General features: G+C 66.7%; 17 protein-coding genes. 7 read left to right on the forward strand and 10 right to left on the reverse strand.

Going from position 1 to position 18,572, the window contains the following annotated elements:
- Positions 1-98 precede the first annotated feature (98 nt).
- A complete protein-coding gene (locus AC3EC3_RS01950; protein ID WP_488488016.1) occupies positions 99-1,499 on the forward strand; it encodes a helix-turn-helix domain-containing protein in 1,401 nt (466 codons plus the stop codon).
- 6 nt (positions 1,500-1,505) lie between these two features.
- On the opposite strand, the gene AC3EC3_RS01955 is transcribed toward AC3EC3_RS01950, so the two are convergent.
- Positions 1,506-2,903, reverse strand: a complete 1,398-nt coding sequence (locus AC3EC3_RS01955) for a sensor histidine kinase (RefSeq protein ID WP_488488017.1) — start codon at positions 2,901-2,903, stop codon at positions 1,506-1,508.
- The gene (locus AC3EC3_RS01960; RefSeq protein WP_488488018.1) at positions 2,900-3,568 is read right to left on the reverse strand and encodes a response regulator transcription factor; all 669 of its coding nucleotides are present in this window, start codon (positions 3,566-3,568) and stop codon (positions 2,900-2,902) included. Before AC3EC3_RS01960 ends, AC3EC3_RS01955 begins: the two co-directional genes overlap by 4 nt.
- A gap of 276 nt (positions 3,569-3,844) precedes the next feature.
- Between AC3EC3_RS01960 and AC3EC3_RS01965 the strand changes: the two genes are divergently transcribed.
- The 4 genes from AC3EC3_RS01965 (at position 3,845) to AC3EC3_RS01980 (ending at position 7,565) form a co-directional block, all read left to right on the forward strand.
- Positions 3,845-4,618 carry a nucleoside/nucleotide kinase family protein gene (locus AC3EC3_RS01965; protein WP_488488019.1) on the forward strand — a complete coding sequence of 258 codons (774 nt, stop codon included), beginning with the start codon at positions 3,845-3,847 and terminating at the stop codon, positions 4,616-4,618.
- 72 nt (positions 4,619-4,690) lie between these two features.
- Positions 4,691-5,392 carry a nucleoside/nucleotide kinase family protein gene (locus tag AC3EC3_RS01970; RefSeq protein ID WP_488488020.1) on the forward strand — a complete coding sequence of 234 codons (702 nt, stop codon included), beginning with the start codon at positions 4,691-4,693 and terminating at the stop codon, positions 5,390-5,392.
- The gene (locus AC3EC3_RS01975; RefSeq protein WP_488488021.1) at positions 5,389-6,744 is read left to right on the forward strand and encodes a lipopolysaccharide biosynthesis protein; all 1,356 of its coding nucleotides are present in this window, start codon (positions 5,389-5,391) and stop codon (positions 6,742-6,744) included. Before AC3EC3_RS01970 ends, AC3EC3_RS01975 begins: the two co-directional genes overlap by 4 nt.
- Entirely contained in the window at positions 6,741-7,565 is an 825-nt protein-coding gene (locus AC3EC3_RS01980; protein WP_488488022.1) for a hypothetical protein, read from the forward strand. Before AC3EC3_RS01975 ends, AC3EC3_RS01980 begins: the two co-directional genes overlap by 4 nt.
- Before the next feature lie 12 nt (positions 7,566-7,577).
- On the opposite strand, the gene AC3EC3_RS01985 is transcribed toward AC3EC3_RS01980, so the two are convergent.
- Entirely contained in the window at positions 7,578-8,273 is a 696-nt protein-coding gene (locus tag AC3EC3_RS01985) for a glutamine amidotransferase (protein WP_488488023.1), read from the reverse strand.
- 131 nt (positions 8,274-8,404) lie between these two features.
- Here AC3EC3_RS01985 and AC3EC3_RS01990 point away from each other — a divergent pair, with 131 nt between their 5' ends.
- Positions 8,405-9,646, forward strand: coding sequence for a dicarboxylate/amino acid:cation symporter (locus tag AC3EC3_RS01990; protein ID WP_488488024.1), 1,242 nt, complete (start codon positions 8,405-8,407; stop codon positions 9,644-9,646).
- A 132-nt stretch (positions 9,647-9,778) separates the two neighbouring features.
- Entirely contained in the window at positions 9,779-10,063 is a 285-nt protein-coding gene (locus AC3EC3_RS01995) for a GIY-YIG nuclease family protein (RefSeq protein ID WP_488488025.1), read from the forward strand.
- Between the two features lie 241 nt (positions 10,064-10,304).
- On the opposite strand, the gene adhP is transcribed toward AC3EC3_RS01995, so the two are convergent.
- The 7 genes from adhP to AC3EC3_RS02030 all read right to left on the reverse strand — a co-directional run bounded on the left by adhP (position 10,305) and on the right by AC3EC3_RS02030 (position 18,537).
- Positions 10,305-11,336, reverse strand: coding sequence for an alcohol dehydrogenase AdhP (gene adhP, locus AC3EC3_RS02000; protein WP_488488026.1), 1,032 nt, complete (start codon positions 11,334-11,336; stop codon positions 10,305-10,307).
- Between the two features lie 162 nt (positions 11,337-11,498).
- Entirely contained in the window at positions 11,499-12,827 is a 1,329-nt protein-coding gene (locus AC3EC3_RS02005) for an NAD(P)/FAD-dependent oxidoreductase (protein ID WP_488488027.1), read from the reverse strand.
- Positions 12,828-13,005: 178 nt separating this feature from the next.
- Positions 13,006-13,875: an HpcH/HpaI aldolase/citrate lyase family protein gene (locus AC3EC3_RS02010; RefSeq protein WP_488488028.1), complete on the reverse strand. Its 870-nt coding sequence runs from the start codon at positions 13,873-13,875 to the stop codon at positions 13,006-13,008.
- On the reverse strand, positions 13,868-15,001 hold the full coding sequence (locus tag AC3EC3_RS02015) for a CaiB/BaiF CoA transferase family protein (RefSeq protein ID WP_488488029.1): 1,134 nt from the start codon (positions 14,999-15,001) through the stop codon (positions 13,868-13,870). Before AC3EC3_RS02015 ends, AC3EC3_RS02010 begins: the two co-directional genes overlap by 8 nt.
- A gap of 120 nt (positions 15,002-15,121) precedes the next feature.
- Positions 15,122-16,576: an aldehyde dehydrogenase family protein gene (locus AC3EC3_RS02020; protein WP_488488030.1), complete on the reverse strand. Its 1,455-nt coding sequence runs from the start codon at positions 16,574-16,576 to the stop codon at positions 15,122-15,124.
- Positions 16,577-16,613: 37 nt separating this feature from the next.
- Entirely contained in the window at positions 16,614-17,717 is a 1,104-nt protein-coding gene (locus AC3EC3_RS02025) for an NAD(P)-dependent alcohol dehydrogenase (protein ID WP_488488031.1), read from the reverse strand.
- A gap of 61 nt (positions 17,718-17,778) precedes the next feature.
- The gene (locus AC3EC3_RS02030; protein ID WP_488488032.1) at positions 17,779-18,537 is read right to left on the reverse strand and encodes a glucose 1-dehydrogenase; all 759 of its coding nucleotides are present in this window, start codon (positions 18,535-18,537) and stop codon (positions 17,779-17,781) included.
- Positions 18,538-18,572 lie beyond the last annotated feature (35 nt).

Genomic DNA, 18,572 nt, shown 5'->3' on the forward strand with positions numbered 1-18,572 from the left:
TTGTGCGACGCGACATGCGTTGCGGTGTTGAGATGTCAAACTTTACAAAACTGGATTGTAATGTTGTAATGTAATGCACAGGAGGGGGCTGCTGACCAATGGCGCGCAAGTCGATCTACATGGGACCGCGACTGAAGCGGGTACGGCGCGATCTGGGGCTGACGCAGGCGGACATGGCCGAAGGGCTGGAGATTTCCGCCTCCTACGTCGCGCTGATGGAGCGCAACCAGCGCCCGGTGACGGCGGAACTGCTGCTGAAGCTGGCGGCGAACTATCGCATCGACATTGCCGATCTGGCCGATGGCGGCACCGACGAAGCCTCGGCGCGGCTGCAGGCGGTGCTCAAGGAGCCGATGTTCGCGGACATCGACCTGCCCGCGCTCGACGTGGAGGACATCGCCACCAGCTATCCGGGCTTCGCCGAGGCGCTGCTGCGGCTGCATACCTCCTATCGCGAGGAGCAGCTGGCGTTGGCTGCCCGGCGCGAAGGCGACGGGGAAGGCGGCGCGGCGCCCGCCAGCGATCCGGTGGCCGAATCGCGCGCCTTCCTCGCCTCGCGCCGCAACTGCTTCCCGGCAATTGACGACCACGCGGCAGAGGTGGCGCAGGCGGCACCGGGTATCGAGGCAATCGTCACGCGGCTGGAGCAGCGCCATCGTCTGACCGTGCGCTTCGTCGATCCCGCCACGATCATGGGCGCGCGGCGCTGGCACGATGCCCATCGCGGGCAGCTGTTCGTCAGCCACCTGCTGGACGTGTCCGCGCGGCGCTTCCAGCTGGCGATCCAGCTGGCGCTGCTGGAAGCGACACCGGTCATCACGGCGGCCTTGCGCGAAGGCGCGTTCTCCAGCGTCAATGCGCGGGTGATGACGCGCCGGGCGCTCGTCAACTACTGGGCCGGGGCTTTCGCGATGCCTTACCGCGCGTTCCTGCGGGCTGCACGGCGCACCCGCTGCGATCTGGAGGCGTTGGGGCGCGAGTTCGGCGCCAGCTTCGAGCAGGTCGCCCATCGTCTGACCACGCTCCAGAAGCCGGGAGAGGAAGGTGTGCCGTTCTTCTTCGTGCGCGTGGATGCGGCGGGCAATGTCACCAAGCGGCTGGACGGCGCGGGCTTCCCGTTCGCGCACCATGGCGGCGGCTGTCCTTTGTGGAATGTTCACGAAAGCTTTGCCGAGCCGGGGCGCGTCCGCGCGCAGCGGATCGAACTGCCTGACGGGCAGCGCTTTGTCTCCATCGCGCGCACGGTTGAGGCGGGCGGCGGCAGTTACGAAGCGCCGCGCCTGCGCCGCGCGGTGGCGCTGGCCTGCGCCGAGGAGCATCTGGAGCGGCTGGTCTATGCAGATGCGCTGACAGGCGCAGCGCCGACGCCGATCGGCGTCGCTTGCCGCCTGTGCCATCGCCCGCACTGCATCGCGCGTTCGGCCCCGCCGATCGGGCGCGAACTGCGTTCCGACAAGTATCGCGAGAGCGGTGTGCCGTTCGCCTTTGCGGCGGACTGAGCCGGGCTATTCGTCCTCGATACCTTCCTCGGAAACGAGTTCGGGAATCGCCAGCACCACCAGCAGGCCCTTGCCCTCGGGCAGGTTCTCCAGCCGGATCGTGCCGTCGCTGAGTGCCATGGCCTTGGCGGCGATGGACAGGCCAAGACCGCTGCCGCTGGTGCTGCCTTCGCCGCGCTCGAACCGGTGCATCAGTCGCTCGCGGTCGGCCTCGGGCACGCCGGGACCGCGATCGGCGATACCAATGGTCAGGCGATCGAGGTTGCGGGTGATGGCAATGTCGATCCGCCCGCCCTCACGCGCATGTTTGGCAGCATTGTCGATCACGGCAGCGACGGCGATCTGGAGCGCTGCCGGATCGCAGCGCCACCGCACGATGCGATCTGGCGCGACGGTGAATTCCATCGCATCGGGCGGCAGTTCGATCAGCTTTTCGGCGACCACTTCGGCGATCAGCTGATGTACGTCCACCGAGCGGCTGGAAACCACCGTCGAATCGAGCCGCGCCAAGGTGAGCAGGCCGTCGATCAGGTGATTTGCGCGGTCGACGGTGGCGATCAGGCGCGTCGTCTCCTCGGTCGTGGCGAGCGGGGCGGTGCGGCGCAGCAGCTGCGCCTGCGCGCGGATCGCGGCGAGCGGCGTGCGCAGTTCGTGGGCCACATCGTCGGTAAAGGCCTGCTCGCGCTCGTAGGCCTTGTCCAGCCGCACGAACAGCTTGTTGAGCGCGACGATCAACGTGCCCAGATCGCGCGACCATTCGCGCGGGCGCAGCGGTTGCAGGTCGGCCAGCGAGCGCGCGCCCAGCGTCGTGGCAAGGCGCTGCACTTCGTAGAGGCTGCGTCGCAGCGTCCACCACAGAACGACCATGCTCAGCGCGATCAGGGCAATCAGCGGTACGGCCAGTTCGCGCAGCATGTGCGAGGGAGAAATCTCGCGGATTTCCTGTCGCTCGGCAACGACCACCAGCAGCCGGGGGTCATGGCCGACAAGACCATAGCTGCGCCAGTGATCCCCCACGGCCTTGAAATCGTGCAAGCCGGGTTTGTGCGGTACTTTCGTGATCGGGGCCCCCCAGCCCGACTGGGCGACCGGCTGATCCTCCCAGAACACCGCGAACATGCACCAGTCGTAGGAGGCATGGAACGCCTGACGCTCGGAGGGTGACAGCAGGGGGTCGCCGCCGCCCTTCAGCCCGTGGCCATTGGCAACGATTTCGCCCGCTACATCGTCCTGCATCAGCATGTAGAGCAGGCGGGAGGCGTTCACGAGTTGCGCATCCGAAGCGCGACCGATTTCGTGGTCGGCGACGACATAGAGGATCGCACCCATGCCAAGGCCCGTCAGCGCCAGCAGGATCAGTACGCGGCGATAGAGCCGGATGGTGAGCGAGGAACGCAGCTTCATGTCTGGCTGCCGCCGACCATGTAGCCAAGCCCGCGCGCGGTGCGGATGAAGTCGCGCCCGAACTTGCGGCGCAGGGCCGAGATTGCGACTTCGACGGTGTTCGATTCGACCCAGTGATCCTGATCGTACAGCTCGCCTTCGAGATCCGCCTTCGAGACGAAGCGGCGCGCGCGGCGCATCAGCAGGGCCAGCACACGGTATTCCTTGGCGGTGATCGCCACCGGCTCGCCCGCAAGCAGCGCCACGTGTCCGGTAAAGTCGAGCGTGACGTCGCCCACGCTCAGACTGTCGGCCTGTCGCCGGTCGGTACGGCGCAGCTGCGAGCGGATGCGCGCGGCCAGCTCCTCCAGATCGACGGGTTTCACCACATAGTCGTCGGCGCCCGCATCGAGCCCGGCGACGCGGTGCTGCGTGCGGTCGAAGGCAGTGATGATGATCACCGGCACGGCATTGCCTTCGCCGCGCAGGGTTTTCAGCACGTCGATCCCGGACAGGCGCGGCAGGCCGATGTCCAGCAGCAGGACATCGTAAGGATTGACGCTGGCGGCCTCCAGCACATCGTCGCCGCGCGTAAAGAGATCCACGACGTACCCGTCCAGCTCCAGCGCGCGTTTCATGGCGCTGCCGAGGTCGGGATCGTCTTCGGCTACGAGCAGGCGGGGCACGGCACGGTCTCCGATGGGAAAGGTCTGCGATTGTCGCGGGTTGTGCCGGGTATGCCAGCTTCGCGGGGGATCGCCAATCCCCGGCCCCAATCACCGGATGACGCGCTGCGCGCAAACGAGAGTCGGCTGGAAAAGTTGCATCTGAAACTGTCTTTTTTCTGTCATCAGCTTCGCATCAGCTTGGCGGCGTAGAGCGCCTCAACGGCCCCGATGAAGGGCCGCGCGCCGATGCCTGCGAAAGTCGCCGGGCCAGCGCCAGTAACGGCATAGAAGAACATGACAGTACAGCAGTCGCCCAGCGAGATCGCCCTTCGCACTCCGCTCGATACCGGCCTCACCTTCACGCCCGCCCGCGCCGAGACGGGCCTTGCCCCATGTGTCGCGCTGATCGGCTGCGATGGTTCGGGCAAGTCCACGCTGGCGCGCGATCTGGTGACGCTGCTCGATCGCCGGGCGCCGACCCGCTCGGTCTACCTCGGTCTGGGGACGGGCGACCTTGGTCGCCGCATCGGCGAGATGCCGGTGATCGGCGCGTTCGCCGAACGCTTCCTGACCGGCAAGGCGAAGAAGGCGCACGATAATCCCGAAAAGCGCCTGCCGGGCCTCGGCACGGCGCTGGCGATGTTCGGTCTCTCGCTGGTGCGCCGCCGCCGCTTCCAGCAGGCTCTCGCCCTGCGCCGCCAGGGCGTGACCGTCATCACCGACCGTTATCCGCAGGCCGAAGTTCCCGGCAGCTTCGACGGGCCGGGCCTGTCGTGGCTGCGTCGCGGCACCCCGGCGGTGGAGCGCCTCGCCCGGCGCGAACGCCAGCTCTATCGCGACATGGCCGCCTATCGCCCGAGCGTGGTGATCCGCCTGAACGTCGATGTCGATACCGCCATCGCCCGCAAGGCCGATCACGAGCGCGCGCTTCTGGAAAAGAAGATCGCGGTGGTGCCCACGCTGCGCTTTGCAGGGGCGCAGATCGTCGATGTCGATGCGACGCGTCCTTATGGCGAAGTGCTGGAATCGGTGCTTGCGGTGCTGCGCCGCCACGGGATCGAGGCCTGAACACACACAACCTGACGACAGGCATGGCATCGGCAGGTGACGACTGCGCCGGTTTGAGATAACGGGCGCAACATGAAGGCAACTCCTCTCCCGCCGCTGATCGCGGTCGTCGGGTGCGATGGCTCCGGCAAGTCCACTGTGACCGAGGTTCTGCGCGACTGGCTGGCCGAGACCCGCCCCGCGCAGATCTGTCACCTTGGCAAGCAGTCCGGCAATATCGGGCGCCAGATCGCGCGCCTGCCGATGTTCGGGCGCAAGCTGGACAAGTCGATCCACTCGCGCGCGCAGAAGGCGCAGACGGACAAGGGACCGGGGCTGGCGACGGCGCTGGTGATCTATGGCTTCTCGATGCGCCGGGTGCGCCGCTTCGCGCGGATGATGCGCCTGCGCCGTGCGGGCAACACGATCATCGCGGACCGGTTTCCGCAGCTCAAGGTGCCTGGGCCGATGGATGGTCTGGGCCTCGCCGGCGCGTCCGACAGCGGTCCGGTCGGCGTGCTCAAGCGCATGGAATACCGCCGTTATGCAGAGATGGTGGCGAACCGGCCCGATCTGGTGATCCGCCTCAACGTTTCGCTGGAGGTGGCTCTGGCGCGCAAGCCCGATCATCGCCCGTCCTCGCTGGCCCGCAAGGTGGCCGACGTGCCGCGCCTGACGTTCGAGGGCGCGCCGATCGTCGACATCAGCGCAGATCAGCCGCTGGAGCAGGTCTTGGCGCAGGCCAAGGCGGCGATCACCGCGAAGCTCATCGAACTCGGGAGCCCGGCTGCGTGAGCAGAAGCCTCAATCCCAAGCACTGGTTTTCCGATGGCGTGTTCCGCGCCATCGTGCGCAATGCCTCCTATCTCGGCTCGGGCAAGCTCATGGGCGCGCTGCTCGGCCTGATTGCGCTGGCCTGCGCCGGACGCGGGCTGACCCCGGCGCTGTTCGGTACGCTGGTGATCGTCCACAGCTATGCCAACGGCGTGGGGGCGCTGGTCAAGTTCCAGACCTGGCAGTTCATCGTGCGCTACGGCACCCCGGCCTTCGGGCGCGGCGCCATCGACGAGTTGAAGGACGTCACCGGTTTCGCCTTCGGGCTGGACCTTGCCAGCGGGTTGATCGGCATGGCGGGCGGCATGATCCTGCTGCCGTTCCTGGGCGAATGGCTGAGCATTCCTGCCGCTGACATGAACCTGGCGCTGTTTTACTGCACCCTGATCCCGACGATGACGGCGGCAACGCCCACCGGCATCCTGCGCGTGCTCGACCGGTTCGACCAGATCGCGCTGCAGCAGCTTGTCACCCCGATCCTGCGCGCAATGGGCGGCCTGATCTCGTATTTCGGGCATCTGGGGTTCCCCGGCTTCGTCCTTACCTGGTATGTCGGCGACCTTGCCGGAGACCTGTGCCTGTGGGCGATGTCGGTGGTCGAACTGCGCCGTCGGGGAATCCGCGGCGCGCTGCGTCCCGGCCTGATGGGGCCGGGCAAGCGCATCGCAGGTGCCTGGGACTTCGTGTGGACCACCAATTTCGCCCATTCGATCTGGGCCGCATGGGGCCCGGTCAGCAACCTGATCGTCGGCGCGCTGCTGGGGCCTGCCAGCGCGGGCCTGTTCAAGATCGCCGCGACCTTCTTCGATTCGGCCAGCAAGCCTGCCGATCTGCTGTCGCGCAGCTTCTATCCCGAGATCATGCGCCTCGATCCCTCCAGCCGTCATCCCTGGCAGCTGGCGATCCGCAGCGCGCTGATGTCCGGCGCGATGGGCTTCGTGATCCTGCTGGTGGTGATTCTGGGCGGTGAGCCGGTGATCGCGGCGGTGTTCGGCAAGCGCTATCTTGCCGCCTACGACCTGCTGCAGCTGATGACCGCCTCGCTGATCGTGACGATGGCGAGCTTCCCGCTCGAATCGCTGCTCTACATGGCCGGGCGCCAGCGTGCGGCGCTGTTCGCGCAAGGCGCGGCGGCGGCGGGCTATGCGGTGCTGCTGTTCGTGCTGATCCACCTGTTCGGCGTCACCGGGGCGGGCCTTGCCTATGTCGGCGGGGTCATGCTCAACGCGCTGTTCATGCTGATCCCGACCTGGGATGCCTACCGCAAGCGGGCGAGCCTCAGCCACGAACCGGTGCAGGAAGCGCCTGCATGACCGCGCGCGCCTATCCGCAGCAGGTCATGGCCGCGATGTTCGAGGCGGTGGAAATGAACGACGTGGTCGATCCCGTCGTCAGCCTTCCCGATCCGCTTCCCATCGCCTGTACCGAGGCGGATATCCGGGGCTGCTTCGCGCTGTGCCGCCAGTTCTGGGAAGAGGGCGCACCGCGCACCGAGATCGCGCAACTGCTCGGCACGCTGATGGCCAGCGGCGATCTGCCGCGCGAATCGCGGGTGCGCTACAAGCATATCCGCGCCAGCTACAAGCAGTTGCGCTTCGCCTCGGTGCTCTATGGCAAGCGGCACAAGGCGCCGCTGCTGTTTCGCTGGACGGTGGCGCTGATGGGGCATTTGCAGGACGCCTTCCGCAATGGGCGGCGCATGACGGTGCTGGGCCATGTCCTGCTGCTGCGCCTGCTGGTGACATGGCCGGTCTGGGCGCTGGTGCGGCGCGAGATCGACCGGATAGAACTGGACGATGCCGCCGGTTTCCTCGCCTTCCGCCGCGCCGAGTTTGCCAAGCTGCGCCGCTGGACCGAGGGTAGGCATCCCACGGGGCACGTCTTCCACATGATGCGCAAGGTGGTGAGCCGGCAGGTCTCGTTCTACGATTCCTGGCGCACCATTGCGCCGGACGAGGATCGCTATCGCATGTCGCGCTTTCTGAGTGCGATCAACGGCTTGATGGGCAGTCTTCATGACGATCTGGTGGAGCAGACCTGCAAGGGACTGCGCAACTATCACCGTGACGACGTGGCCTTGCCCGAGGATATCGACCAGCGCCTGCGCACGCTCGTTAGCGCGCTGCCAGCCTGAAGTAACAGGGGCTTAGAGCGCCTCCAGCCATTCCGCGATCATCGCGCGGCCGGCCTCGACCGCGCCGGGGCCGTGTCTGGCGTAAGCGTTGCGCAGGCAGCAGGCGGTCTGCCCGGTCTTGGCGAAATCGTCGGGCCAGGCATCGACCCAGGTATCGAAGCGCGGGTCGAGGCCCATCTCCGCGTGGAACTGCAGGGCCAGCAGATGGTCGCCGCGCCGGAAAGCCTGATGCGCGTAAAGGTCGCTGCTCGCCAGATGCTCGACGTTCGGGGGCGGGGTGAAGGTATCGCCGTGCCAGTGCAGCACCGGCACGTCCCTGATATGGCGCAGCGGACCGCTCGCCCCGGCATCGGACAGCGCGACGGGGTGAAAGCCCACTTCCTTGGCCGGGCCACGATAGACCTCGGCGCCCAGCGCTGCCGCCACGATCTGCGCGCCGAAGCACACGCCCAGCGTCGCGCGGCCGCTTTCGATGCGGGCGCTGACCTGCCGGATCTGCGGGGCGATCCACGCGTGATGGTCCTGCTCGTAGACGCTCATCGGCGCGCCCATCATGATCAGCAGGTCGGGCGCGGACAGGTCCATCGCCGCGAAGGCCGGGTCGGTCACATCCACGCGATCGAGCACATAGCCCGCCGCCTCGATCGGCGCGCGGTAGCCGGCGATGCCCTCGTGCGGGACATGGCGGACGACCAGCGCAGACTTCATCGGCAAACTCCGGAGGGCAGGGTTCTTAACTCTATCACATGAGTTGAGATATTGCAGGCTTGCCGGTATGTCCACCCTGCTTCTATCGGAGCGGATTGCCTGTAGGCCGGGTGGTTGGGGATTTTCGACGAATGACGCGTGCACAACTGGTCCTTGCCTCGCTGGTGGCGGGCGTGATTGCGGGCGTGGCCCTGCGCTGGAGCGACGTGCCCGCGCTGGTGAGCGTGGCCCGCACGCTGCTGCCGCTGGGGCAGATGTGGGTCCATGCGCTGCAGATGACGCTGATCCCACTGGTCTTCGCGATGATCGTCCACGGCGTTGCCAGCGCGGTGCAGCAGGGGCGCGGCGGGCGACTGATCGGGCTGACGCTGATCGTCTTCCTCGTGGCGATGGCGGTTGCCGCTGCCATCGGCACGGTGATGACCGAGGCCGCGCTGCATATCTGGCCGCTGCCTGCCCATGCGCTCGACAGTCTGCTGGCGGGGCAGAAGCCTGATGCGGTGCCCTCGCTCGCCGATCAGTTGCTGGCCATCGTCCCGATCAATCCGGTGGCCGCCGCTGCCGGAGGGCAGATCTTCCCGCTGGTGGTGTTCGGTCTCGCTTTCGGCGCCGCCATCGCGACGCTCCCGCGTGAGGCGGACGGCGGCGAGCCGGTGGTGATGCGCGTGCTCTCGCAGATCGCGCAGGCGATGATGAAGATCGTCGACTGGGTGCTGATGGCAGCGCCGCTCGGCATTTTCCTGCTGGCGATCGGGCTGGGGCTGGACTCCGGCTTCGGCGTCGCGCGGGTGCTGGGTGTGTTCATCGCGCTGTGCTTTGCGACGACCATCGTGATGACCGCGCTGTGCTATGTCGTGGTGCGCGTGGCGGGGCTGGGCAGCCTGAAGCGCTTTGCCAGCGCCATTGCGCCCGCACAGGCGCTGGCGGCGGGCAGTTCCTCGTCGATGGCGGCAACGCCGGCGATGATCGAGGCGGCGGTCGACCGGCTCGGCATTTCGGAGGACGTCGCGGGGCTGGTGATTCCGCTGGCAGTCTCGATCTTCCGCCTCGGCACCGCCGCGCACGCCGTCGCCGCCGTGCTGGTCGCCGCGCATGCCGTGGGGATCGAGCCGGGGCCACTGCAACTGGTGCTGGCTGGCGTGGCGGTGGTGCTGGGGACGATTTCGGGCGCGGGACTTCCCGGCGCGGCGGTGATCTATGCGATCTACGGCCCCGGCATCCAGTTCCTCGGCGCGCCGATGGCGATCCTGCCGCTCTACGTGGCGGTGATCGCGCTGCCCGACCCGATCATCACCTTGTGCAGCGTGACCGGAGACCTCACCGCCGCTGCGCTGGTGGATCGCCTGATCCGGGGCAGGGCGGCAGAGGTGTGATCCTTCGGGAGCTGTTCTATGCCGCGTGGAAAAATTCGGATCGTCTGCAAGCGCCCCGTAGCCGCCGTTAAAATCCTGTCGTCATCCCAGTGAAAGCTGGGATCGCTTTCGGCATTATGTAACGATAGCGGGATGGGAGGCTGGACCTACATTCTTGCGAACAAGCCGCACGGCGTTCTGTACATCGGAGTGACCAGCAATTTAGCGTTGCGGATGATGCAGCACCGTGCCGGAAGCGGATCGGCATTTTGCCGGAAGTATGGCGTTACACGCTTGGTGTTGGTGGAGGAACACGCCGAGATAATTGCCGCCATTGCCCGAGAGAAGGCAATGAAGGCATGGAAGCGTGAGTGGAAAATCGAACTCATCGAAAAGCACAATCCCGGATGGTGCGATCTGTTCGACCGTCTCATTTGACCGAGAGCGATCCCAGCTTTCGCTGGGATGACGGCATTATGAGAACGGCAACTTCCCACCCATCCCCGACATTCAGCGGGCGGCAAATTTGCCTACGCTACCGTCCAAGCGCCTTTCGGAAGTTTGCGACCCGATAAGGCTGCGTTCTCGGGCAAGGCATCGGCGTCGCTCCATCCGTTCCTGACGACAACCCCGTGAGGGGGGCCAGGATGGAGCAGGCGCCGATGCCCGTTCCCTGAGGTCAGGCGGTGAGGTCCATCACCACGCGGCCTTCGATCTGGCCCTTGTGCATGCGGTCGAAGATCGTGTTGATGTCCTCGATCTTGGCGGTCTCGATGGTCGCCTTGACCTTGCCGTCGGCGGCGAAGTCGAGCGATTCCTGAAGGTCGTTGCGGGTGCCGACGATCGAGCCGCGCACGGTGATGCCGTTCAGCACCATGCCGAAGATGTTGAGCGGGAAGTCGCCCGGTGGCAGGCCGTTCAGCGCCACGGTGCCGCCGCGCGCCACCACGTTCACCGCCTGCGCAAAGGCCTTCTCGCTCACCGCCGTTACCAGCACGCCGTTGACGCCGCCGCCGGTCTCCTTCTTGATGACCGTCTCGGGGTCTTCGTGCAGCGCATTGACGGTGATCGTCGCGCCCAGTTTCTTGGCCAGTTCCAGCTTCTTGTCGTCGATGTCGATGGCCGCGACGTTCAGGCCCATCGCCTTGGCATATTGCACCGCCATGTGGCCAAGCCCGCCGATGCCGCTGATCGCCACATAGTCACCCGGCTTGGTGTCGGTCATCTTCAGGCCCTTGTAGACCGTGACGCCCGCGCAGAGCACCGGGGCGATCTCGTTGAAGCCGATATTGTCAGGCAGGTGGCCGACATAGTTCGGATCGGCGACGACATAGTCGGCAAAGCCGCCGTTCACTGAATAGCCAGTGTTGAGCTGTTCGACGCACAGGGTTTCCCAGCCGCCCATGCAGTGGACGCAGTGGCCGCAGGCGGAATAGAGCCACGGCACGCCCACGCGGTCGCCTTCCTTGACGTGCTTCACGCCCGCGCCGACCTGGCTGACGTAGCCTACGCCTTCGTGGCCGGGAATGAACGGGGGATTGGGCTTGACCGGCCAGTCGCCCTCGGCGGCGTGAAGATCGGTGTGGCACACGCCCGAGGCCTGGATGGCCACCTGGATCTGGCCGGGGCCGACTTCGGGAACGGGAACCTCGTCAATGGTGAGCGGCTTGCCGAACTCGCGGACGACGGCAGCTTTCATTGTCTTGGCCATATCATCTCTCTCCTATTGCGTGCCTCTGGCGGGGGCATCGTGGAGAGGAGGTTAGGCGCTGGCGCGGGAGAGGGAATAGGACCGGGGCGGCGATGCTCCCCAAGCTGTCCCGGTGGTGAGACAGCTTGGGGGCGATGTATTGGGCAGGCCGCGCGCTCTTCCTCAGTGCAGCTTCAGGCGCGGGCGCACGATGCGATTGACGTGGCCCACTGCGATCAGCGCCGAGCCCTTGATCCAGCCGTGGATCGCCAGAAGATGCATGCGATAGAGTGAGGCATAGACAAAGCGGGCGATCCGCCCCTCCACCGCCATCGCGCCGCCAACAAGCGAGCCCATCAGGTTGCCGACCGTCGAATAGCGGCTGAGCGAGACCAGCGAGCCCTTGTCGCGATAGACGAAGTTCACCGGCGTTCGGCTGGACATCAGGCGGGCGAGGTTTTCGAAGACGGTCGCCGCCATCTGGTGCGCGGCCTGCGCGCGCGGGGGCACCGGGCGCTCGCTGCCGGGCAGGATGCACAAGGCGCAGTCGCCCATCGCGAAGACGCGGTCGTCCACCGTGCTTTGCAGCGTGGGGCGCACGACGATCTGGCCGCCGCGTGCGGTTTCCAGCTCGCCCAACTGGCCCGCGATAGGCGCCGCTTTCACGCCCGCCGCCCAGACTTCGAGGTCGGACGCGATCTGTTCGCCATTGGCCAGCACCATGGCATCGCGCGTAACCTCGGTTACGGCGGTGCCGGTGAGGATGCGCACGCCCAGCTTTTCCAGTTCGGCGTGGGCATCGGCGGCGAGGCGTTCGGGCAGCGCGGGCAGGATGCGCGGGCCTGCCTCGATCAGCGTCACCTGCAGGCGGCTGGCATCGAAGACTTCGAGACCGTAATAGGCCAGCGCCTCGGCGGCGTTGAACAGTTCGGCGGACAGTTCCACGCCGGTCGCGCCCGCACCGACAATGGAGATGCGCACGTGCGCGTCGGCACCCGGATTGTCGGTCAGCGCGCGAGAGACGCGCAGGCAATGGTCGAGCAGCTTGTCGCGAAACCGGTCCGCCTGCTTGCGGCTGTCGAGAAAGATGCAGTTCTCCTGCACGCCCGGCGTGCCGAAGTCATTGGTGACGGAGCCATAGGCGAGCACGAGATAATCGTAGCGGATGCGGTGGCGGGCGATGATCTCGCGACCGTCTTCGTCGATCAGCGGGGCGATCACGATTTCGCGCGCGGCGCTGTCCACGCCTTCGAGCGTGCCGTTGAAGAAGCGATAGCCGAAGCGGTGGCAGTGGGCGCGATAGCCCACCTCGTCGATATTGGCATCGAGTGCGCCGGTGGCGACTTCGTGCAGCAGCGGCTTCCAGATATGGGTGCGGTTGCGCTCGACAAGGATGATGTCGTGATGCTTGCGGCCGAAGCGCTTGCCGAGCTTCGCGGCCAGTTCCAGCCCGGCGGCGCCACCGCCGACGATCACGATCTGGGTTTTGCGGGGGGCGGTATCGTCGGCCATCGGCAAGCTCGTCTGCAAGAGGGCATGGGACTAGGGGGCAGTTACCGGCGCCACGAGAACGCCGGACACAAGGGGCTCTAGCTCAATGCTTCGCAGATCGTAACGTTCCGAACGGTCCATCCGTGTGCAAACTGACCCTTTGCAGTTGCAGCATTCGCGAGCGCCGATGTGGGATATTTCAGCATCGTGCCTGTTGCAGCAGACGACGGGCGCGTTCGACCACCGGGCGATCCACCATCGCCCCGTCAAGCGCGACGGCGCTGCCGCCCGAGGCCGTATCGGCCGCGACGATCCGGCGGGCGCGGTCCAGCTCGGCCTCGGATGGTGCGAGGGCCGTCGCGACCGGGGCCAGCTGCGCGGGGTGAATGCACATCTTGGCAGTGAAGCCGAGCGCGCGGGCGGCGCGCATCGCCGCCTCGTTGAGCGCGGCGTTGCGGAAATCGGGTGTCACGCTGTCGACCGGGGCGGCGATCCCGGCGGCGCGGCTGGCGATGGCCAGGCGCAGGCGCAGCGGGTCGAAGGTGCGGTCGGTTGCGTTCGCATCGCCCGAGGGCAGGTCGAGGTCGAGCGCCAAGTCGATGGTGCCGATGGCGAGGCGCACCACGCCGGGCACGCGGGCGAGCGCCTCGGAGTCGGCAGCGCCCGCTGCGCTCTCGACCAGCGCCAGCACCGGCACGCGCGCGGCGAGGTCGAACAACGCCGGATCGTCGGCGCGGGCCTTGGGCATCATCACGCCTGCGAGGTTCGGATGCCCGGCCAGCACGGCATCGGCGGCGAACCATGGCGTGTCCGAGGCATTGAGGCGCACCATCGCGCGGCCGCCCGCGTCGAGCCAGCTGAGCACGGCCTCGCGCGCGGCGTCCTTCTCGGCAGGGGGCACCGCGTCTTCGAGATCGAGGATCGCAAGGTCGGCGCCGCTGTCCACCGCCTTGTCGAAGCGGTCTGCACGGTTGCCCGGCACGAACAGGAAGTGGCGCGCGGCGCTGATCGTCTCGATGACCTGTGCAGTGTCCGACATGCCGGGGTTATGCAGGAGCATATCAGACATCGACAAGCCCGATCTCGGCGAGGATCGCGGCGGTGTGTTCGCCGGGTGCGGGGATCGGGTCCATGCGGGCATCGCACTGGCCTGGGGGGAGCAGGGCAGGAACGGGGCCGGCCTCGGTCATCACCTCGCGCCAGCGGTTGCGCGCCTCCAGCTGGCGGTGCGACCACAGCCCGGCCATGTCGTTGACGTGGGCATTGGCGATCTGCGCCTTGTCGAGCGCGGCCAGAACGTCCTCGGCGGCCATGGCACCCAGCACTTGCCCGATGATCGCGCCCAGCTCCGCGCGGTTGGCCGAGCGGGCCGAGTTGGGGGAAAAGCGCGGATCGGTCGCAAGGTCCGGCTGGCCCAGCACATGCGCGCAGAACGAGGCCCATTCGCGCTCGTTCTGGATGCCGAACATCACTTCGCCATCGGCGGCGGGGAAAGGGCCGTATGGATAGATCGTCGCGTGGTACGCGCCGTTGCGCGGCGGCTGCGCGGCGCCCTCGAAGGCGTAGTACAACGGAAAGCCCATCCATTCGGCCATCGCCTCCAGCATCGAGACGTCGATGTGGCGGCCCTTGCCGGTGCGCCCGCGCTCGATCAGCGCGGCAAGGATGTTGGTATAGGCGTACATGCCCGCCGCGATATCGGCGATCGAGCAGCCTGCCTTCACCACCTCGTCGGGCGTGCCGGTGACGGAGAGGAAGCCCGATTCGGCCTGGATCAGCAGGTCATAGGCCTTGCGATCGCGGTCCGGGCCATCCTGCCCGTAGCCCGAGATGTCGCAGACGATCAGGCCGGGGTGCGCGTCCTTCAGGCTCGCGAAGTCGAAGCCCATGCGGCCCGAGGCGCCGGGTGCAAGGTTCTGCACCAGCACGTCGGCCTTGGCGACCAGGCGCCGCAGCGCTTCGAGGCCGCCTTCCGATTTCAGATCCAGCGCGACGCTTTCCTTCGAGCGGTTGGTCCACACGAAGTGCGAGGCCATGCCGTTGACGCGCTCGTCATAGGCGCGGGCGAAGTCGCCGGCGCCGGGGCGCTCCACCTTGATGACGCGGGCGCCGAGATCGGCCAGCTGGCGCGTCGCGAAAGGCGCGGCGATGGCGTGTTCGAGGCTGACAACAGTGATGCCTTCGAGCGGGCGCATGATCGGGTCGGTCTCCGTGGGATAAGGAACAGGCAGGTCAGGAATACAAAGCGCGCCGCCGTCCCGTGATAGGTGCTGCCGGGAGGAGAGAGGCTGCACACGGGACGGCGGCGTGTTCCATCACTTGTGGAACATGTAGGTCTTGGTGTTGGTGAATTCGGCGAGGCCCTCGGCGCCGTTCTCCACGCCCATGCCGGACTGCTTGTGGCCGCCGAAGGGAATGTCGATGCCGTGGATGTGGATCTCGTTGACCCATACGGTGCCGGTTTCGAGGCGGCGGGCCACGGCGATGGCGGCCTCGCGATCGCGGCCCCAGACCGAGCCTGCCAGGCCGAACGGACTGGCATTGGCCTTGGCGATCACTTCCTCCACATCGTCGAAGACGACGATCGGCAGGATCGGGCCAAACGGCTCTTCCTGCACGATGCGGCTGTCCTCGGGCGGATTGTCGACGATGGTGATCGGCACGAAGTTGCCCGCGAGGCTCTCGTCGATGGTCCCGCCCAGCGGCACCTTGTAGCCCTTGGCCTTCACGTCGGCGAACAGGTCACGCAGCTTGTCGTACTGCATGCGGTTCTGGATGGGGCCGAGGTCGGTGCCCTCGTCCATGCCGTTGCCCACCGTCTTGTCCTTGGCGAAGGCGACGAAGGCCTCCACGAACGCCGCGTGGATCGAGCGGTGGACGTAGATGCGCTTGGAGGCGATGCACCACTGGCCCGAATTGCCGAAGGCGGCCCAGAACAGCGTCGGCACGATGGTTTCCCAGTCGGCATCGGCCAGCACGATGGCGGCATCGTTGCCGCCCAGTTCCAGCGTGATGCGCTTGAGGTTGGTCGAGCCTGAGGCCATCACCTTCTTGCCGGTGGCGGTGGAGCCGGTGAAGCTGATCTTGGCGATGTCCGGGTGCTCGGTCATCTGCTGCCCCAGCGCGTTGCCGCCGGAGACGATGTTGAGCACGCCTGCTGGGAATACCTGTTGCGCGATCTCGCCGAAGCGCAGCGTGCACAGCGGGGTGTAGGGCGAGGGCTTCATCACCATGGTGTTGCCGGTGACGAGGCAGGGTGCGACCTTCCACAGGCCCAGCAGGACGGGGAAGTTCCACGGGGTGATCGCGCCGACGACGCCGAGCGGGGTGTGATCGACCTCTACCACATGGTCGGGCGTGTCTTCGAGGATTTCGCGCTCAAGGCGGCGCTTGGCGACTTCGCGGACCCAGAAGATCGCGGCCTCGACTTCGCCCTTGGCCATCGAGTGGCGCGGCTTGCCCTGTTCGAGCGTCAGCAGCGTGATCAGTTCGTCCTTGTGGGCTTCGAGCGCATCGGCATAGGCCTCGATCATCGCTCCGCGCTCGTTCCAGCTGAGCGCGGCCCAGGCGGGGAAGGCGGCCTTGGCGGCGGCGATGGCCTCTTCCAGCTGCTCGGGCGAGCTTTCGGGCGCCTGCGCGAAGACTTCGTTGGTGGCCGGGTTCAGCACGTCGAACGTGCGGTTCGCCTCGATCAGCTTTCCGGCGATCGAGAGCTTGTAGGGAGCGGCGAAGTCCACGCTGACGGGCGCGATCTTGGTTTCGGCGTTCATGACGGTTTCCTTCAGATCGGGTTTCAGGGGAGGAGGATCAGGGACGAACGATAGGCTTCAGAACTACGCCGCTTTCGCTGTCGGCGATGGCCTGGTTGATCTCTTCGAGCGGGTAGAACTTCACCAGCTTGTCGAAGGGGAACTTGCCCTGGCTCCACAGGTCGATCAGCTGCGGAATGAACACCTGCGGCACGCTGTCGCCCTCGATGATGCCGCGCACGGTGCGGCCGAACAGCAGCGTGTTCATGTCGAGGCTGGCGCATACGCCCATGTCGGCGGCACCGATCAGCCCGCAGGTGCCCGGAATGCTCAGCGCATCGACCGCCTGCTCCAGCACCTTGGACACGCCGGTGCATTCCAGCGTGAAGTTCACGCCTGCCCCATCGGTCAGCGCGCGGATCGCCTCGACGGTGTTCTCGCGCCCGCCGTTGACGACGTGCGTCGCGCCCAGTTCCTTCGCCAGTTCCAGGCGCGAATCGTGCAGGTCGACGACGATGATCCTGGTGCAGCCCACGGCTGCTGCGGCCATCACGGCGGAGAGGCCTACCGAGCCTGCGCCGAACACCGCGATGGACGAGCCCGCGTGGGGCTTCAGCGCATTGAGCACCGCGCCCGCGCCGGTGGAGATGCCGCAGCCCAGCGGGCCCATCAGTTCCAGCGGCACGTCCTGCCGGATCTTCACGGCATTGCGCTCGGTGGCGATGGCATACGTACCGAAGCTGGACTGCGCGAAGAACGCGGTGCCGAGGTCGTGGCCGTGGCAGTCGCAGGTGGACTGGCTGCCGTCCATGCGCGCGCCCTTGAAGTTGCGGTCGTAGAACTCGGCGCAGTAACCGGGAAGGCCCGAGCGGCAGTTGCCGCACACACCGCACGATCCGAACGCCAGCACGACGTGATCGCCTGCTTTCAGCGTGGTGACGCCCGCGCCGACCTTCTCGACGACGCCTGCGCCCTCGTGGCCCAGCACCAGCGGCAGCGGCACCGGATAGCCCTGATCGCGCACGACCATGTCGGTGTGGCACACGCCGGTCCCGACGATGCGCACCAGAACCTCGTCGGCGCGCGGCTCGCCGAAGACCACGTCCTCGACCGAGAGCGGTTGCGCCTTGTCGCGCGCGATGGCGGCCTTACCTTCCAGCATCCTTGTTCACTCCGTTTTATGTTCTTCTCGGCACCGGCCCTCTCCGCCTCAGCGGATGGACTTAAACCGACCTTCCGCCGTCGACGGGAAGTTCGACGCCGGTGATGTAGTCCGCCTGCGCAAGGTAGAGCGCGGCTTCGGCCACGTCGTTCGGCTGGCACAGGCGGCCCAGCGGGATCGAGGCCATGAACTTGTCGCGGTTCTCGGGGGTGTCGGGCACGCCCATGAAGTCGGCCAGCATGCCGGTCACGCCCATCACCGGAGCAATCGCGTTGACGCGGATGTTCAGCGGCGCGAACTCGACGGCGAGGGCCTTGGACAGCACGTTGGTCGCGCCCTTCGAGCCTGCGTACCACGAAAGGCCGGGGCGCGGGCGGATGCCCGAGACCGAACCGACATTCAGGATCACGCCGCCGCCGTTGTCGCGCATCGCCGGGACCACCGACTGCACCATCAGGTAGACGCTCTTGATGTTGACGGCGAGCACGCGGTCGAAGGTCTCTTCGTCCACTTCCAGCGCGGGCTGGTTCTTGTGCGTGTAGCCGGCGTTGTTGATGACGATCTGGGGCACGCCCAGCTTCTCGACCGTGGTGGCGACCACCGCCTCGATATCGGCGCGCTTGCTGACGTCGGCGCGCAGGGCGATCGCGGTGCCTTCTCCTGCCTCAGCGGTAATGGCATCGGCGACGGCCTGTGCCTTCTCCAGATTGAGATCGACGATCGCGACCCTGGTGCCCAGCGCGGCGAAGCGATGCGCCATCGCCTCGCCGAAGCCGCTTGCCGCGCCGGTAATCAGCGCGACCTTGCCTTGCAGTTCCATCCTCTACTCCTTGGGTATGTCTTGAATTCTGATTG

It is taken from the genome of Novosphingobium sp. BAM6 (assembly GCF_057784955.1).

Coding starts and splice junctions, on each gene's coding strand:
- AC3EC3_RS01995 (WP_488488025.1), top strand. CDS start 9,779: ATGGGAGGCTGGACCTACATTCTTGCGAACAAGCCGCACGGCGTTCTG.
- AC3EC3_RS02005 (WP_488488027.1), bottom strand. CDS start 12,827: ATGGCCGACGATACCGCCCCCCGCAAAACCCAGATCGTGATCGTCGGC.
- AC3EC3_RS01985 (WP_488488023.1), bottom strand. CDS start 8,273: ATGAAGTCTGCGCTGGTCGTCCGCCATGTCCCGCACGAGGGCATCGCC.
- AC3EC3_RS01980 (WP_488488022.1), top strand. CDS start 6,741: ATGACCGCGCGCGCCTATCCGCAGCAGGTCATGGCCGCGATGTTCGAG.
- AC3EC3_RS02030 (WP_488488032.1), bottom strand. CDS start 18,537: ATGGAACTGCAAGGCAAGGTCGCGCTGATTACCGGCGCGGCAAGCGGC.
- AC3EC3_RS02025 (WP_488488031.1), bottom strand. CDS start 17,717: ATGCTGGAAGGTAAGGCCGCCATCGCGCGCGACAAGGCGCAACCGCTC.
- AC3EC3_RS01965 (WP_488488019.1), top strand. CDS start 3,845: ATGACAGTACAGCAGTCGCCCAGCGAGATCGCCCTTCGCACTCCGCTC.
- AC3EC3_RS02010 (WP_488488028.1), bottom strand. CDS start 13,875: ATGTCTGATATGCTCCTGCATAACCCCGGCATGTCGGACACTGCACAG.
- AC3EC3_RS01990 (WP_488488024.1), top strand. CDS start 8,405: ATGACGCGTGCACAACTGGTCCTTGCCTCGCTGGTGGCGGGCGTGATT.
- AC3EC3_RS01950 (WP_488488016.1), top strand. CDS start 99: ATGGCGCGCAAGTCGATCTACATGGGACCGCGACTGAAGCGGGTACGG.
- AC3EC3_RS01955 (WP_488488017.1), bottom strand. CDS start 2,903: ATGAAGCTGCGTTCCTCGCTCACCATCCGGCTCTATCGCCGCGTACTG.
- AC3EC3_RS02015 (WP_488488029.1), bottom strand. CDS start 15,001: ATGCGCCCGCTCGAAGGCATCACTGTTGTCAGCCTCGAACACGCCATC.
- AC3EC3_RS02020 (WP_488488030.1), bottom strand. CDS start 16,576: ATGAACGCCGAAACCAAGATCGCGCCCGTCAGCGTGGACTTCGCCGCT.
- AC3EC3_RS01970 (WP_488488020.1), top strand. CDS start 4,691: ATGAAGGCAACTCCTCTCCCGCCGCTGATCGCGGTCGTCGGGTGCGAT.
- adhP (WP_488488026.1), bottom strand. CDS start 11,336: ATGGCCAAGACAATGAAAGCTGCCGTCGTCCGCGAGTTCGGCAAGCCG.